The organism is Pseudactinotalea terrae, from assembly GCF_009733845.1.
GTDB lineage: Bacteria > Actinomycetota > Actinomycetes > Actinomycetales > Beutenbergiaceae > Pseudactinotalea > Pseudactinotalea terrae.
In genome coordinates this window covers 777,036-792,252 of sequence record NZ_WNXZ01000001.1, presented here as the reverse complement: position 1 = coordinate 792,252, position 15,217 = coordinate 777,036, and the positions used below count along the sequence as shown (strand labels likewise).

The following is a 15,217-nucleotide window of genomic DNA, read 5'->3' as shown; positions in this document are numbered from 1 at the left end:
ATGCGCACCGCAGAGATCCGTCAGCGTTGGCTGACCTACTTCGCCGACCGCGGGCACACCATCGTGCCGAGCGCATCGTTGGTGTCCCCGGACCCCTCGATCCTGTTCACGATCGCCGGGATGGTTCCGTTCATCCCGTACATCGTCGGGACCGAGGAGCCGCCGTGGCCGCGCGCGGTCAGCGTGCAGAAGTGCATCCGCACCAACGACATCGAGGAGGTCGGCAAGACCACTCGGCACGGCACGTTCTTCCAGATGAACGGCAACTTCTCGTTCGGCGACTACTTCAAGGAGGGCGCGATCGAGTTCGCCAAGGACCTCCTGACGCGATCGGTCGACGACGGCGGCTACGGTCTCGACCTCGACCTGCTGTGGGTGACCATCTGGGAGGAGGACGAGGTCGCGCGTGACGCGCTGCGACAGGTCGGTGTCGCGAACGACCGGATCGTGCCGCTGCCGTGGGCCGAGGCCTCGTGGGACACCGGGCAGCCCGGGCCGGCCGGCCCCACCGCTGAGTGGCACCTCGACCGTGGCCCGGAGCGGGGGCCCGACGGCGGCCCGGCCCTCGACACCGGTGGCGACCGGTTCGTGGAGATCTGGAACCTCGTCTTCGACGAGTTCCTGCGCGGTCCGGGCACCGGCAAGGACTACGAGCTGCTGGGCGGCCTCCCCATGACGAGCATCGACACGGGGATGGGGCTGGAACGGGTTGCCGCGATCCTGCAGGGCAAGGACAACATCTACGAGATCGACGAGGTCTTCGGCGTCATCGAGAAGACGCAGGAGCTGACAGGACGCCGCTACGGCGACGTCCGCGAGGACGACGTCCGGATGCGCGTCATCGCCGACCACGTGCGGTCCTCCCTCATGCTCATCGGTGACGGCGTGCGCCCCGGCAACGACGGCCGCGGCTACGTGCTGCGCCGGCTGATCCGCCGTGCGGTCCGGTCGATGCGGCTGCTGGGTCTCGACGAGCCGACGCTGCCGGAGCTGTTGCCGGTGTCCAAGGATGCGATGAAGGAGTCCTACCCCGAGCTCGAGCAGGGCTTCGAGGTCATCTCGCAGGTCGCGTACGAGGAGGAGCACGCGTTCCGGCGCACGCTCGTGTCCGGGACCACGATCCTCGACACCGCCGTCGCGCGGGCGAAGGGCGGCTCGAAGACACCGGTCCTCGCCGGCTCCGAGGCATTCGCGCTGCACGACACCTATGGCTTCCCGATCGACCTGACCCTCGAGATGGCGGCTGAGCAGGGTGTGCAGGTCGACGAAGAGGGGTTCCGCTCGCTGATGGCGGAGCAGCGTTCGCGTGCGCGCGCCGACGCGCTCGCCAAGAAGTCGGGCCACGTCGACGCGAGCGTGTACCAGGAGGTGCTGAACCGCCTGGGTGGCTCCGACAGGTTCCTCGGCTACACCGACGACACCGCTCAGGTCCGCCTCGTCGGACTGCTGGTCGACGGCGTCCCGGCGCAGGTCGCGCAGGCACCGGCCGATGTGGAGGTCATCCTCGACCAGACCCCGTTCTACGCCGAGGCCGGCGGTCAGCTCGCCGACCAGGGCACGATCGGGTTCACCGGCGGCGGTCTTGTGGACGTCGCCGACGTCCAGAGCCCCGTCAAGGGGCTGCACGTGCACCGTGGCCGGCTGGTCGAGGGCACGCTCGCGCTCGACGAGGCGGGCGTGGCGACCATCGACACGCACCGCCGTGGTGCGATCGCCCGCGCCCACACCGCCACCCACATGGTGCACAAGGCGCTGCACGAGCACCTGGGTGAGCAGGCCACGCAGGCGGGTTCGGAGAACGCGCCCTCGCGGCTGCGCTTCGACTTCCGGCACGGCAGCTCGGTCCCGACGTCCGTGCTGTCCGAGGTCGAGGGCCGGGTCAACAGCCAGCTCACCGAGAACCTCGACGTCACCGACGAGATCATGGACATCGACGACGCACGTGCGGCGGGTGCGATGGCGCTCTTCGGCGAGAAGTACGGCCGGAACGTGCGCGTGGTCTCGATCGGCGGCGACTGGAGCAAGGAGCTGTGCGCGGGCACCCACGTGGAGCGCACGGGCAGGCTCGGCCTGGTCACGCTGCTGGGGGAGGCCTCGATCGGGTCCGGTGTCCGGCGCATCGACGCGCTCGTCGGTGAGGGCGCGTACGGGTACGCCGCCAAGGAGCATGCGCTCGTGAGCCAGCTCTCGCAGCTGGTCGGCGCCCGCGGCGAGGAGCTCCCTGAGCGCATCTCCGGGCTGCTCGGCAAGCTCAAGGACGCCGAGAAGCAGCTCGCCGAGATCCGGCAGGGGCAGCTGCTCGCCAACGCCGGCGGGCTGGTGGAGACCGCCCGCGACATCGGTGGCGTGCGTGCGGTGCTCCAACACGTCGGCGACATCTCCTCGGCCGACGACCTGCGCACGCTGGTGCTCGATCTTCGGGACCGGCTCGGCAACGACGGGGCGGCGCTCGTCGCCCTCACCGGTGTCGCGGCGGATCGTCCCGTGATCGTGGTGGCGACCAACGACGCGGCACGCGCGGTCGGCGCCAAGGCCGGTGCGCTCGTACGCGTCGCGGCCAAGGTCCTCGGCGGTGGCGGCGGCGGCAAGGACGACATCGCGCAGGGCGGCGGTACCGATGCAGGCGCAGTCGAGCCCGCCCTGGCAGCGGTGGCGGACGAGCTGGCGCGTGCCTGAGGTCCGTCGAGGCGCCCGCATCGGGATCGACGTCGGGTCGGTCCGGATCGGCGTCGCGCGGTGCGATCCCTCCGGGATGCTCGCCACCCCGGTGGCCACGCTGAAGCGGACACCCCGCGAGGACCAGATCGCCGAGATCACCGAGATCGTTACCGAGGCGGAGGCGATCGAGGTCGTCGTCGGGCTCCCGCGCAGCCTTTCCGGTGCCGAAGGACGCGCCGCCAAGGACGTCCTCGCGTACGCTTCCAGACTGGCACACGCGGTGCGACCGGTCCCCGTGCGCCTGGTGGACGAGCGGTTGACGACCGTGACGGCCCACCAGGCACTCACCCGTTCCGGGCGGAGCGGACGCACCCAGCGGCAGGTAGTCGATCAGGTCGCCGCTGTGCTTATCCTGCAGAACGCACTCGACACCGAACGGGGTACCGGCTCACCAGCCGGAACGTTGCTCGAGACCGATCGAGGGGGAGAAGAGGAGATCCCGTGACGGACCTGTTCCACGAATCCGACTCGGACGTGGGCTCGGACGGCCATGAGGACACCGGCCCCTCCGACCGCAGCGCACGTGCTGAGCGGCGTCGTCGCGCCAAGAAGCGTGCCCAGCGGCAGCGGACCATCTTCACCTTCGTGGCGATGGTGCTCGGCCTCGCCGTCATCGTCGTCGGTGCGATCCTGCTGCTGCGTCCGCTCTTCAGCGGCGGTGGCGAGGACCCCAGCTCGGGTCCGTCCGACTTCCCCGGCCCGGGTGTGGGCTCGGTCGAGGTCGTCGTCAGCCCCGGTGACAGCGGCGCGGCGATCGGGCAGACCCTGGTCGATGCCGGTGTGGTCGCGACCGTTCCTGCGTTCGTCGCCGCCTACAACGCGAACGCCGACGCGGCAGGCATCCAGCCGGGCACCTACACCCTGATGCAGCAGCTCCCGGCGGTCGACGCCGTGGCCGCGCTGCTGGATCCCGCCAGCCGTTCCGACTCGAGCATCACGGTCCCCGAGGGCTGGCGCGCGACCCAGATCTACGAACGCCTCGCGGAGCAGCTGGAGCTGGACGTCGCCGACGTCGAGGCCGCGGCCGCGGAGGTCACGCTCCCCGCCGAGGCCGAGGGTGCGATCGAGGGCTGGCTGTTCCCGTCGACCTACTCCATCGCCGAGGACGCCGAGCCCCTGGCCGTGCTGCAGGGCATGGTCGACATGACCGTGAGCGTCCTCGAGCGCAACGAGGTCCCGCAGGATGCGTGGCACGACGTGATCGTCAAGGCCTCGATCGTCGAGCGTGAGGTGTCTCGCGAGGAGGACCGCGGCAACGTCGCCCAGGTGATCGAGAACCGCTTGCAGCAGTGCAACGACAGCGGCCGCCTCGAGATGGACAGCACGTTGGCCTACGAGCTGAACAAGCCTGCGAGCGAGATCACTCAGAGCGAGTGGGCGGCCGACACGCCGTACAACACCCGCGTGATCGTCGGGCTGCCACCGACCCCGATCGCCTCACCGGGGGAGAGCTCGATCGCTGCGGCGGCGAACCCGCCGGCGGGCGAGTACTGCTACTTCGTCACCGTCAACCTCGATACCGGTGAGACCAAGTTCACCGGCGACTACCAGGAGTTCCTGGCGTTCAAGGAGGAGTACCAGCAGTGGCGGGAGTCCAACCGCTGAACGAGGACTCGTCACAGACCGACACCTCCGGCTCCGAGGGCCGCCGTCACTCCCGGGTGCGGGACAGGCGGCGTCGGAACCTGACGGTTCTCGTCGTGCTCGTGATCGCCCTGGTCCTGCTGATCGGGGGAGCGTGGCGACTCGTGCTGCCGTTGTTCGAGGAACCGGGTGCTGAACCGGTCACGGACTACCCCGGCCCAGGATCGGGCGTGGTCTCGGTGGTGATCGACGACCCCGACCCGCAGGCGATCGCCGGCGTGCTGGTCGAGTCGGACGTCGTGGCGACAGCCGATGCCTTCGTCGACGCGTACGCGAACAACGAGGCCGCGAGCGGCATCGGCGCGGGCACCTACACGCTGGCGCAGCAGATGCGTGCCTCCGACGCCGTGGTAGCGCTGCTGGACCCCGCGAACCGTGCCGACCGGACGCTGACGATCCCACCGGGCTGGCGCCAGGGACAGATCATCGCGAAGGTCGCCGAGGTCATGGGGGTGCCCGTCGCCGACGTCGAGGCCGCGCTCGCCCAGGTCACCCTCCCCGAGGGCGCGGACGGCGGGCCCGAGGGCTGGCTGTACGCGGAGGCCTACTCGATCGGTCCCGAGGAGCCGCTGCTGCAGGTGCTGCAGCGGATGATCGACCGCACGGTCGAGGTGCTCGACGAGTACGGCGTCGCGCCGGCCGATCGTGAGAGCACGCTGATCCGCGCCTCGATCGTGGAGGCGGAGGTCAAGGATCCCGAGGATCGCGGCCGGGTCGCCCGGGTGCTGACCAACCGGCTCGCCGGGTGCTCCGACGTCGGCCCCCTGCTGCAGATGAACTCGACCGTGGCGTACGGGCTGGACAAGGCGGTCACGGACCTGACCCTGGACGACCTCTCCGACGACAGCACGCCGTACAACACCTACGTGTTCGAGGGGCTGCCCCCGGCGCCGATCAACTCGCCGAGCACCGCCTCGATCGAGGCCGTGCTCGCCCCGCCCGAGGGAAGCTGGTGCTACTTCGTCACCGTCAACCTCGAGACCGGCGAGACGTTGTTCACCGACGACCCGGCCGAGCACGAGGAGAACCGCGCCAGGTATCGGGAGTGGCTCGAGGGCTGGCGTGAGGAGCAGTCGGCCGCCGCCGACGAACCCACCGAGAGCGAGGGCTGAGACGGTGACGACATCCGAGCGTCGCGCCGCGGTGCTGGGGCACCCGGTGGCGCACTCGCTCTCCCCGGTGCTGCACCGCACCGCGTACCAGGCGCTCGGACTCGACGCCTGGAGCTACGGGCTCCACGACGTCGACGAGCCCGACCTCCCCGGGTTCCTGAGCGGACTCGGTGCCGAGTGGGCCGGGTTGTCGCTCACGATGCCGCTCAAGCAGGCCGCGCTGCGGTGCGTGGACGTGGTGCAGCCGCTCGCCGATGCCGTCGGCGCGGTCAACACGATCATCTTCCAGCCCGGTGGCCTGCGCGTCGGGGCCAACACCGACGTCTACGGTCTCGTGCAGGCGCTCAAGGAGGCCTCGCCGCAGCCGGCCACGGGCGGGCGCAGCCGCGGCGTGATCATCGGTGGCGGTGCCACCGCAGCCTCCGCGGTCGCCGCGCTCGGCGAGCTCGGCGTCCACCGCCCGGTGGTCCTGGTTCGCAGCCTCGGCCGGGCCGGCACCGTGCTGCGCGCCGCAGCGACGATGGGTGTCGAGCCCGAGCTCGTGGCGCTGGGTACAGACCGGGCGGGCGGGTTGCTCCGCGACGCCGAGATCGTGATCAGCACCGTGCCCGGCGGCGCATCGGCCGACCTCGCACCGCTGGTCGCCGCCACCGCGCTCGACCCCGCGCAGGCGCTGATCGACGTCGTCTACGAGGGCTGGCCCACCCCGCTGCCCACCCAGTGGCTCGCCTCGGGTGGGTCGGTCGCTCCGGGCTATCTGATGCTGCTGCACCAGGCGTGCGAGCAGGTACGGCTGTTCACCGGCCGGCCGGCGCCTGTGGAGGCGATGCGCGCGGCCCTGGTGGGCGCCGTCGCGGGCTCGTGAGCCCCCTGGTCGTCGCCGGTTCGGCGACGGCCCTCGCCGCGATCGCCACGGCGCTGCCGGTGCGCCGTCTCGTGACCGGCGACCCCGGAGCCTGGACCTCACGCGTCGCCGTCGCCCTGCTCGCCGCGCTGGCCGGTGCCGGCGCGGCCGTGCTCGCCGAGGGCTGGCTGCAGCTCGTCACGTTCGCCGCCCTCGGCCTCGGATGTGCCGTGCTGGTCGCCGTCGACCTCGACTGCCATCGGTTGCCCGACGTCGTGACGATCCCGACGGCGGCCACGCTCGTCGCGGGCCTGGTCGTGGTCTCGGCGCAGCAGGGCCAGTGGGACCCACTGGGCCGTGCACTCGCGGCCGGGGTGGTGCTCGGGCTCGCGTTCTTGGCGCTCGCACTGATCTCGCCCCGCTCGCTGGGGCTGGGCGACGTCAAGCTCGCAGGCCTTCTCGGTGTCTTCCTGGGCTGGTTCGGCTGGACGTCGGTGCTCGTCGGGGTCGTCGCCACGTTCCTCCTCGGCGGGCTCGCCGCCGTCGTGCTGCTCGCGTTCGCGCGGGCAAGCCGCAGCACGGCGCTCGCGTTCGGGCCCTGGCTCGTGCTCGGCGCTGTCGCGGCGGTCGCCGTCACCTCGGCCGGACTGACGACCACACCCTGAACGCCGCGGCGGCACGCCGCGGCCGGCGTGTCAGGATGGCGACATGCTCAGATGGTTGACGGCCGGCGAGTCGCACGGTCCCGCGCTCGTGGGCATCCTCGAAGGGATGCCGGCCGGCGTGTCGCTCACGACCGGGGATGTGGAGGCCGCGCTTGCTCGACGCCGGCTCGGTCACGGCCGCGGCGCGCGGCAGAAGTTCGAGAAGGACGCCCTGCGCATCCTCGGCGGCGTCCGCCACGGGCTCACGCAGGGCGGTCCGATCGCGCTCGAGATCGCCAACTCGGAGTGGCCCAAGTGGGAGACCGTGATGGCGGCCGACCCGGTGGAGACCGAGGCGCTCGCCGTCGACGCCGGCACCGGTGACGAGCGCGAGCAGGCGCGCAACAAGCCCCTCACGCGGCCACGTCCCGGTCACGCGGACCTCGTCGGCATGGTCAAGCACCACCTCGACGACGCCCGCCCTGTTCTCGAGCGGGCGTCCGCCCGCGAGACCGCCACCCGGGTCGCGCTCGGTTCCGTGGCCGCTGCGCTGCTGGAGCAGGCGGCCGGCATCCGACTCGTCTCGCACGTGGTCTCGGTCGGTGAGGTCGGCACCCCCGATGACGCGCCGCTGCCCGGACCCGAGGACGTCGACGCCCTCGACGCCGATCCGATCCGCTCGTTCCACGCCCCGAGCTCGGCGGCGATGGTCGCCGAGATCGATGCCGCCAAGAAGGACGGCGACACCCTGGGTGGCGTCGTCGAGGTGCTCGCGTACGGGGTCCCCCCGGGGCTCGGCTCCTACGTGCACAGCGACCGTCGCATGGACGCCAGGCTCGCCGGTGCCCTGATGGGCATCCAGGCGATCAAGGGGGTCGAGGTCGGCGACGGGTTCCGCACCGCCGCACGGCGTGGGAGCCAGGCCCACGACGAGATCGAGCGTGACGCGCAGGGCCGTGTTCGCCGTCGCACCAACCGGGCGGGCGGCGTCGAGGGCGGGATGACCAACGGTGAGATCGTCAAGGTCCGCGCGGCGCTCAAGCCCATCTCCACGGTTCCGCGCGCACTGGCCACCATCGACGTGGCCACCGGCGCCGCAGCCACCGCGCTGCACCAGCGCTCCGACACCTGCGCCGCCGCGCCCGCTGCCGTGATCGCCGAGGCAATGGTCGCGCTGGTGCTCGCCGAGGCGCTCACGGAGAAGTTCGGCGGAGACAGCCTGACCGAGATCAAGCGCAACGTCGATGCCTACCTTGCCGAGATTCCGGAGTCGATGCGATGAGCGCGGTGACAGGACCGGCGGCGATCATCATCGGGCTGCCCGGGGCCGGCAAGTCGACCGTGGGTCGCCTGGTGGCCGAGGCGCTCGGCGTCGGCTTCCGCGACAGCGACAGCGACGTCGAGGCCGCCGCAGGCGAGCCGATCGCGGACATCTTCATCAACCACGGCGAGGAGCACTTCCGCGCCCTGGAGCGTGCCGCCGTGCGGGCGGCGCTCGCCGAGCACACCGGCGTCCTAGCGCTCGGTGGTGGGGCGATCCTCGACCCGGACACCCAGGCCGACCTCGCCGACCGGCGGGTGGTCCACCTCGAGGTGTCGCTCGCCGCTGCCTCGCCGCGGGTGGGGCTCTCCGCGAGCCGCCCGCTGCTGATCGGCAGCCCCCGCAAGCAGTGGCTCGCGCTGGCCGAGGCGCGCCGCCCGATCTACAGCGCGCTCGCGCAGATCACGGTCGACACCGACGGCCTCACTCCCGCACAGGTCGCCGACCAGGTGCTCGCCGAGCTGGGGCAGCGATGACCCAGCGCATCGACGTCCGCGCCGAGCGTGACTACCAGGTCGTCATCGGCACCGACCTCGGCCAGGAGCTGGTGCCGCTGGTCGGTGACCAGGCGCGGCGGGTCCTGCTCATGCACGCGGCTCCGGTGGCGCGAGCCGTCGCGGGGGCGTCCGAGGCGCTCACCGCCGCGGGCTACGGGGTGAGCACGATCGAGGTGCCCGACGGCGAGGACGCCAAGACCGCGGACATGCTCACCCGCTCCTGGAGTGCCCTGGGAGAGGCGGCGTTCGGGCGTGAGGACGTCGTCGTCGGCATCGGCGGCGGCGCGACCACCGACCTGGCCGGCTTCGTCGCAGCCACCTGGTTGCGCGGCGTGCGCGTGATCCAGGTCCCGACCACGCTGCTCGCGATGGTCGACGCCGCGGTCGGCGGCAAGACCGGGATCAACACCGCCGCGGGAAAGAACCTCGTGGGAGCGTTCCACTCGCCGTCGGCGGTGCTGTGCGACCTCTCGACGTTGCGGACGCTGCCGCGTGCCGATCTCGTCGCCGGCCTCGCGGAGGTCGTCAAGTGTGGCTTCATCGCCGACCCGGAGATCCTGCGGATCGTCGACGCCTCGACCGAGGCGGCGACGGACCCGGTCTCGGAGGAGCTCGCCGAGCTCGTGCGCCGCGCGATCCAGGTGAAGGCCGACGTGGTCTCGGCCGATCTGCGGGAGTCGCACCTGCGGGAGATCCTCAACTACGGGCACACCTTCGGCCACGCGATCGAGCACGGCGAGCACTATCGCTGGCGCCACGGCGAGGCCGTGAGCGTGGGGATGGTCTACGCGGCCGAGCTCGCGCGGCTGGCCGGACGCCTCGATCCCGGCACCGTGGCACAGCACCGGGACCTCCTCGGTCGGCTCGGGCTTCCGCTCGGCTACGTGGGCGGCCGTTGGCTGCAGCTCCACGAGGCGATGCGCCGCGACAAGAAGACCCGCGGCGACCGGCTCCGCTTCGTGGTGCTCGACGGCATCGCCCAGCCCGGGCGCCTCGAGGGGCCGGCCGACGACCTCCTCGTCGAGGCCTACGCCGCCGTGACCCTAGGCTGAGAACCGTGACTGACGTCCTCGTCCTCAACGGTCCCAACCTCGGCAGGCTCGGCACACGCGAGCCCGATGTGTACGGCGCGCTCGACGCGCCCACGCTCGCCGAGACCGTCGTCCGGTGGGGGACCGAGCTGGGCCTCGCCGTCGAGGTCCGCCAGACCGACGACGAGGCGACGCTGGTCGGCTGGCTCCACGGCGCCGTCGACGCGCGCCAGGACGTGGTGCTCAACCCGGCTGCGTTCACGCACTACTCGTACGCGTTGCGTGACGCCGTGGCGCAGGTCACCACGGGCGGCTGCCGACTGGTCGAGGTGCACCTGACGAACCCGGCCGCCCGCGAGCGTTTCCGCCACACCTCGGTGGTCGCGGGCGTGGCCACCGGCACCGTCGCGGGGTTCGGCCCCGACTCCTACCGGCTGGCGCTGCAGGCGTTGGTCGGCGCGCGGGGCGCCTGACTACCGTTACCCTGAGGGCCGCAGTTTCACGGGGCTTCACGGACAGGAACGGAACACGCGTGGCATCGACCAACGACCTGAAGAACGGCATGGTTCTCAACATCGACGGACAGCTCTGGTCCGTCGTGGAGTTCCAGCACGTCAAGCCTGGCAAGGGCCCCGCGTTCGTGCGGACCAAGCTCAAGGGCGTGACGAACGGCAAGCTGGTCGCCAAGACCTTCAACGCGGGCGTCAAGGTCGAGACGGCGAACGTCGACCGGCGTGACTACCAGTACCTGTACAACGACGGCGAGGGCTACGTCTTCATGGACGTCGCCGACTACGAGCAGATCACGATCCCCGCAGACGTGGTCGGCACCGCTGCCAACTTCCTCCTCGAGGGTCAGCAGCTGATCGTCGCGATGCACGAGGGCGTGGCGCTCTACGTCGAGATGCCGGCCTCGGTGGTCATGGAGATCACCTACACCGAGCCGGGGCTCCAGGGCGACCGCTCCTCGGCCGGCACCAAGCCCGCCACCATCGAGACCGGCTACGAGATCCAGGTCCCGCTGTTCCTCGAGACCGGCACCAAGGTCAAGGTCGACACCCGCACCGGCGACTACCTCGGCCGGGCCTGAGGCCAGGGCGAGAGCAGGAGGCCGGCAGGTGGGTGCGCGGACCAAGGCGCGCAAGCGCGCGATCGACGTCGTCTACGAGGCCGACCAGCGGGCTCTGAGCACGGCTGTGCCGGTGGTGCGTACGCTCGCGGCAGTGCTGGCCGAGCGGTTGGTGCAGCCGGGCACGCAGACGTCGTTGCCGGAGTACTCGGTGAGCCTCGTCGAGGGCGTGACCGAGCGGCTGCCCGCCATCGACGAGGCGCTGAGCACCTACTCGCAGGGGTGGACCCTGGAGCGGATGCCGGCCGTGGACCGCGCGATCCTCCGTGTGAGCACCTGGGAGCTCCTGTACAACGACGAGGTACCGGACGCCGTCGCGATCGACGAGGCGATCGAGCTCGCTCGCGAGCTCTCCACCGACGACTCGCCGACGTTCATCAACGGGCTCCTCGGCAGGCTCGCTAGCCTCAAGGCCACGCTGCTCGACTGATCGGGCGGCTGCTGCCGCGAGGAGGCCGGTGAGCAACGAGAGTGTCACCGCACCGTCGCGGCGTGTGGTGGTCGGGTATGCCCTGGGGTCGGTCGGGACCGGCGGCTTCGGCACGCTGCCGGGGCTGGTGCTCGCCTACTACCTCACGGACACCCTCGGTGTCGCGGCCGGGCTGGCGGGCCTGGCGGTCACCCTGCCGAAGATCTGGGACGTGATCGTCGACCCGATCATCGGGCGGGCCAGCGATGCGAGCGCTCGACGGCGGGGCTCCCGCCGCGCCTTCCTGCTCGCCGGGGCGGTGCTGCTGCCGGTGTGCTTCGCGCTCGTGTTCGCCGTGCCGGGCGGCCTCGACGGCGGCGCGGCCGCCGTGTGGGTTGTCGTCGCGTTCCTGCTGGCAACCACGGCGTTCTCGGTGTTCCAGGTGCCCTACATCGCGCTCCCGGCGGAGCTGGCCTCGACGCCGTCCGCGCGCACCCGGCTGGTGGCGCCCAGGATCGCGGTGCTGGCGATCGCCATCCTCGCGTTCGGTGCCGGTGGCCCCGAGCTGCGTACCGCCATGGGTGGCGGGCGCCCCGGTTACCTCGCGATGGGGATCGTGACCGCCCTCGTGATCGGCGCGGGCATGGCCCTGGCCGCCGTCCTGACCACACGCGGTGGCGAGGTCGGGGTCGCCGGGCGTGTCCCGCCGTCGAGCGGTGACGGCGGCTTCCGCGCCGGGCTGAGCGCGTTGCGGGAGTCGGCCGCGCTGCGGCTGCTGCTCGCAGCGTTCGTGCTGCAGGCGCTGGCGACCGGCGCGATGCTCGGTGCGGCGCAGTACGTGGCGACCTACACGCTCGGCGACGAGAGCGCGCTGACCGGCTTGTTCGTGGCGCTGGTGGCACCGGCGCTGCTGGTGATGCCTCTGGCTCGGCGGGTGGCGGACCGGATCGGGAAGCGGCGAGCGCTGCTGGGCTCGACGGTCGTGTTCGTGCTCGCCACGTCCGCGTTGGTGCTCGCCCGCCCGATGCCGGGCGGCTGGGTGTTCGGTTGCGTGGGGCTGGCAGGCGTGGCGTACGCCGGCATGCAGCTGTACCCGCTCGCACTGCTGCCCGATGTGATCGATCTCGACGCCCGCGCCCACGGCAAGGACCGTGCGGGAGTGATCGCCGGCGTCTGGACCGCGGGAGAGACCGCGGGACTGGCGCTGGGACCGGCGCTCGTGCTCGGTGTGCTCGCCGTGACCGGGTTCGTCTCCCGCACGAGCAGCGTGGTGGTGGCTCAGCCGGGAGCGGCGCTGTGGGGCGTCGTGATCACGTTCAGCCTCGTCCCCGCCCTGCTCGCCCTGGCCTCGGTGGTGCCGCTCGCGAGGTTACGAGTCCATAACGAACAGGTCCCTGGCTGAGGTGAGCGCGCGTTCGCATTGCGCCAGGTGCCGCCCTCCGCCACGATAAGCGTCGTGCTCGGGACGATCCCGTGCACGACCTCCCTCGTAGCCAGGCCGGCTCCGTCCGTCGCAGGAGATCGCATGGAATGCCCGCAGTGTCATACCCCGCTACCTGACGTCGCGCACTACTGCCACACGTGCGGCCGTGATGTCCGCAGCTCGGCAGAGTCGCGTCAGCAGCACTTCGCCGTCAAGCCCGATGAACCGGTCGCCTCGTTCGCGATCGTGTCGACGATCATGCCTCGGGGCTCTGGCCAGCGTGGCCAGACCTACCGGATCACGCTCGTGGTGGCGCTGGTGATCGCGCTGCTCGCCGCCTGCTTCGGCGCCGTGCCGCTCGCCGTGCTGGTGGCGGCGTTCGCGATCCCGGTCGTCTACATCATGTACCTGTACGACGTGAACCTGTGGGACGACAACCCGGTCCAGGTGACCGTGATGGCGTTCTTGCTCACCTTCGTGCTCGGGCTCGGGTTCACGATGCTGTGGTTCGTGGGCATCGGCACGGCGAGCCCTGGCGGCAGCGGTGCGGGCCAGGGTGCCGCCGTCAGCAGCGTCAACCTCGCGGGTCTGCTCGTGGCCGCGGTGCTCGTGCCCGTCGTGGGCGAGATCATCCGGCAGGTCGGTCCGGTGTTCCTCGCGAGCCGGCCCCGCTTCGACGACCTTCTCGACGGCGCCAGCTTCGGGGTGATCTCGGGTGTCGCCTTCGCGACCGCCGACACCCTCGTACGGCACTGGGAGCTGCTCACCGGTGGCTTCACGCGCGAGATCGATCCCGGACTGTGGATGTCGCTGATCTTCCTCGAGGGCTTCGTCAAGCCGCTCGTGATCGGCACCGCCTCCGGGATCGCGTGCGCCGAGTTCTCCGGTCTCGGCCGCGGGTACGACGGTTTCACGCCTCGTTACTTCCGCGGCGTCGCCGAGGCGATCCTGGCGAACGTCCTCTACTTCGGCGGCATCCAGCTGTTCAGCAACCTCGAGAACGCCACGCTCAGCGTGGTGCTCAGCATCGTCTGGGGGTTGCTGATCCTCGGCGTCCTCGTGATCCGGATGCGGCGCATCCTGCACGTCGGCCTGCTGGAGGCCGCGCTCGAGGCCGCACAAGCGGCACAGGCCGGGGCGCCGCTGCCGCAGGCGGAGCAGCAGTTCTGTGCGCAGTGCGAGATGCCGATGATCCTCGGATCCTCGTTCTGCAGCGCGTGCGGCGCGAGCTCGCGCGCACGCGCCAAGGACGGCCAGACGGCGCTCGCGCAACCGGTGGGTGCAGGATCGCCAGCGCCATCCGCCTCGCCTGCCCCGAGTGCCACCACGACGACCGAGGGGGAGCAGAAGTGAGCGACCAGCAGGGACAGCCGGGGCACGGCGCTCCGCAGGGACAGCAGCAGCCCGGCTACGGCGCTCCGCACCAGCCGCAGCAGCCGGGCTACGGAGCACCCCAGCAGCCCGGATATGGCGCTCCGCAGCAGCCGGGCTACGGCGCCCCTCAGCAGCCGCAGCAGCCGGGCTACGGCGCACCTCAGGTGCCGCCGCAGGGGTTCCCGCCGGCCCAGCAGCCCGGGTACGGGGCGCCCCACGGTGGCTACGGTCAGCCGGGTCACCCGCAGCAGGGCTACGGGGGCGGCGGCTATCCACCGCCGCGCAAGAACAGCAACGGCAAGATGATCGGGCTCGGCATCGGTGCGCTGGTGCTCGTGGTCCTGCTCGTGTTCGGTATCACCCGACTCGCCGGGGGCGGCGGCGAGGACCCGACCGTCGGCCCCACCGAAGGGACCTCCGCCCCGCCCACCGAGGACCCGACGGACGACCCGACCACCGACGACCCGACCACGGACCCGACCACCGACGACCCGACCACGGACCCGACCACCGACGACCCGACGACGCCGCCCTCGGGCGACGCGATCGCGATCGACCACGGCGTCGCGGTCGTGCCCGCACCGGGCTGGTCGGAGGTCAGGACCGACGCCGGTGTGGTGGTGCTGTCCGACGGCACCTCGGACTTCTACGGTGAGGCGTTCCTGCCGGAGTCCTACGTCGGTCCGAGCGATCTGGCGCAGGGCTACATGGAACAGCTGGCAGAGTCGGGCGCCGACGGGGAGATCGGTGAGCCGCAGGCCATCGACGTCGGTGACGGCTACGAAGGGGTGCAGCAGAGCGCAGCGTGGACGGCCTCGGACTCGTCGGGTTCGGTCCGGGTGCAGGCCTTCACCACGGTGATCGCACGTGAGGCGGACGGTCTGATCACGCTGTCCACGGCGTTCTACTTCCCGGACGCGGTGGACATCGACCGCCTGAACGCCGACTACGGGGAGATGGCGACCTCGATCCTGCAGACGATGTGATCTGACCGGCCGCGTCATCGGCGGGCCGCGGCGAGTCCTCCCGGGGCGCCGCGGCCCGTCGCATCCCGGAGCGTCTGCTGCTGTG

At 71.5% G+C, this 15,217-nt stretch carries 15 protein-coding genes; all 15 read left to right on the top strand.

From position 1 onward, the window contains the following. The 15 genes from alaS to GPA03_RS22555 all read left to right on the top strand — a co-directional run bounded on the left by alaS (position 1) and on the right by GPA03_RS22555 (position 15,132). Complete coding sequence (gene alaS, locus GPA03_RS03645; protein ID WP_156250612.1) at positions 1–2,676, top strand: alanine--tRNA ligase; 2,676 nt, start codon at positions 1–3, stop codon at positions 2,674–2,676. Next, positions 2,669–3,163 carry a Holliday junction resolvase RuvX gene (gene ruvX, locus GPA03_RS03640; protein WP_241681072.1) on the top strand — a complete coding sequence of 165 codons (495 nt, stop codon included), beginning with the start codon at positions 2,669–2,671 and terminating at the stop codon, positions 3,161–3,163. The genes alaS and ruvX overlap by 8 nt, the downstream gene beginning before the upstream one ends. Further along, entirely contained in the window at positions 3,160–4,323 is a 1,164-nt protein-coding gene (mltG, locus tag GPA03_RS03635; RefSeq protein ID WP_156250610.1) for an endolytic transglycosylase MltG, read from the top strand. The genes ruvX and mltG (GPA03_RS03635) overlap by 4 nt, the downstream gene beginning before the upstream one ends. Continuing rightward, the gene (mltG, locus tag GPA03_RS03630; protein WP_156250609.1) at positions 4,302–5,474 is read left to right on the top strand and encodes an endolytic transglycosylase MltG; all 1,173 of its coding nucleotides are present in this window, start codon (positions 4,302–4,304) and stop codon (positions 5,472–5,474) included. The genes mltG (GPA03_RS03635) and mltG (GPA03_RS03630) overlap by 22 nt, the downstream gene beginning before the upstream one ends. A gap of 4 nt (positions 5,475–5,478) precedes the next feature. Next, positions 5,479–6,339, top strand: a complete 861-nt coding sequence (locus tag GPA03_RS03625) for a shikimate dehydrogenase (protein ID WP_156250608.1) — start codon at positions 5,479–5,481, stop codon at positions 6,337–6,339. Beyond that, positions 6,336–6,983, top strand: coding sequence for a prepilin peptidase (locus GPA03_RS03620; protein ID WP_162458243.1), 648 nt, complete (start codon positions 6,336–6,338; stop codon positions 6,981–6,983). The genes GPA03_RS03625 and GPA03_RS03620 overlap by 4 nt, the downstream gene beginning before the upstream one ends. Positions 6,984–7,026: 43 nt before the next feature. Next, on the top strand, positions 7,027–8,244 hold the full coding sequence (aroC, locus tag GPA03_RS03615) for a chorismate synthase (RefSeq protein WP_156250606.1): 1,218 nt from the start codon (positions 7,027–7,029) through the stop codon (positions 8,242–8,244). Continuing rightward, the gene (locus GPA03_RS03610) at positions 8,241–8,759 is read left to right on the top strand and encodes a shikimate kinase (RefSeq protein ID WP_156250605.1); all 519 of its coding nucleotides are present in this window, start codon (positions 8,241–8,243) and stop codon (positions 8,757–8,759) included. Before aroC ends, GPA03_RS03610 begins: the two co-directional genes overlap by 4 nt. Continuing rightward, positions 8,756–9,832, top strand: coding sequence for a 3-dehydroquinate synthase (aroB, locus tag GPA03_RS03605; RefSeq protein WP_156250604.1), 1,077 nt, complete (start codon positions 8,756–8,758; stop codon positions 9,830–9,832). The genes GPA03_RS03610 and aroB overlap by 4 nt, the downstream gene beginning before the upstream one ends. A gap of 5 nt (positions 9,833–9,837) precedes the next feature. Next, complete coding sequence (locus GPA03_RS03600; protein ID WP_156250603.1) at positions 9,838–10,284, top strand: type II 3-dehydroquinate dehydratase; 447 nt, start codon at positions 9,838–9,840, stop codon at positions 10,282–10,284. Between the two features lie 59 nt (positions 10,285–10,343). Next, positions 10,344–10,901 (top strand): elongation factor P, encoded by a 558-nt coding sequence (efp, locus tag GPA03_RS03595; RefSeq protein WP_156250602.1) that lies wholly within the window; start codon positions 10,344–10,346, stop codon positions 10,899–10,901. A 28-nt stretch (positions 10,902–10,929) separates the two neighbouring features. Next, positions 10,930–11,370 (top strand): transcription antitermination factor NusB, encoded by a 441-nt coding sequence (gene nusB / locus GPA03_RS03590; protein WP_156250601.1) that lies wholly within the window; start codon positions 10,930–10,932, stop codon positions 11,368–11,370. A gap of 28 nt (positions 11,371–11,398) precedes the next feature. Continuing rightward, positions 11,399–12,751 carry an MFS transporter gene (locus tag GPA03_RS03585; protein WP_241681071.1) on the top strand — a complete coding sequence of 451 codons (1,353 nt, stop codon included), beginning with the start codon at positions 11,399–11,401 and terminating at the stop codon, positions 12,749–12,751. A 123-nt stretch (positions 12,752–12,874) separates the two neighbouring features. Next, positions 12,875–14,125, top strand: coding sequence for a zinc ribbon domain-containing protein (locus tag GPA03_RS03580; RefSeq protein WP_156250600.1), 1,251 nt, complete (start codon positions 12,875–12,877; stop codon positions 14,123–14,125). After that, a complete protein-coding gene (locus GPA03_RS22555) occupies positions 14,122–15,132 on the top strand; it encodes a hypothetical protein (RefSeq protein WP_194239491.1) in 1,011 nt (336 codons plus the stop codon). Before GPA03_RS03580 ends, GPA03_RS22555 begins: the two co-directional genes overlap by 4 nt. Positions 15,133–15,217: the final 85 nt, after the last annotated feature.

Coding starts and splice junctions, on each gene's coding strand:
- aroB (WP_156250604.1), top strand. CDS start 8,756: ATGACCCAGCGCATCGACGTCCGCGCCGAGCGTGACTACCAGGTCGTC.
- aroC (WP_156250606.1), top strand. CDS start 7,027: ATGCTCAGATGGTTGACGGCCGGCGAGTCGCACGGTCCCGCGCTCGTG.
- alaS (WP_156250612.1), top strand. CDS start 1: ATGCGCACCGCAGAGATCCGTCAGCGTTGGCTGACCTACTTCGCCGAC.
- GPA03_RS03580 (WP_156250600.1), top strand. CDS start 12,875: ATGGAATGCCCGCAGTGTCATACCCCGCTACCTGACGTCGCGCACTAC.
- GPA03_RS03610 (WP_156250605.1), top strand. CDS start 8,241: ATGAGCGCGGTGACAGGACCGGCGGCGATCATCATCGGGCTGCCCGGG.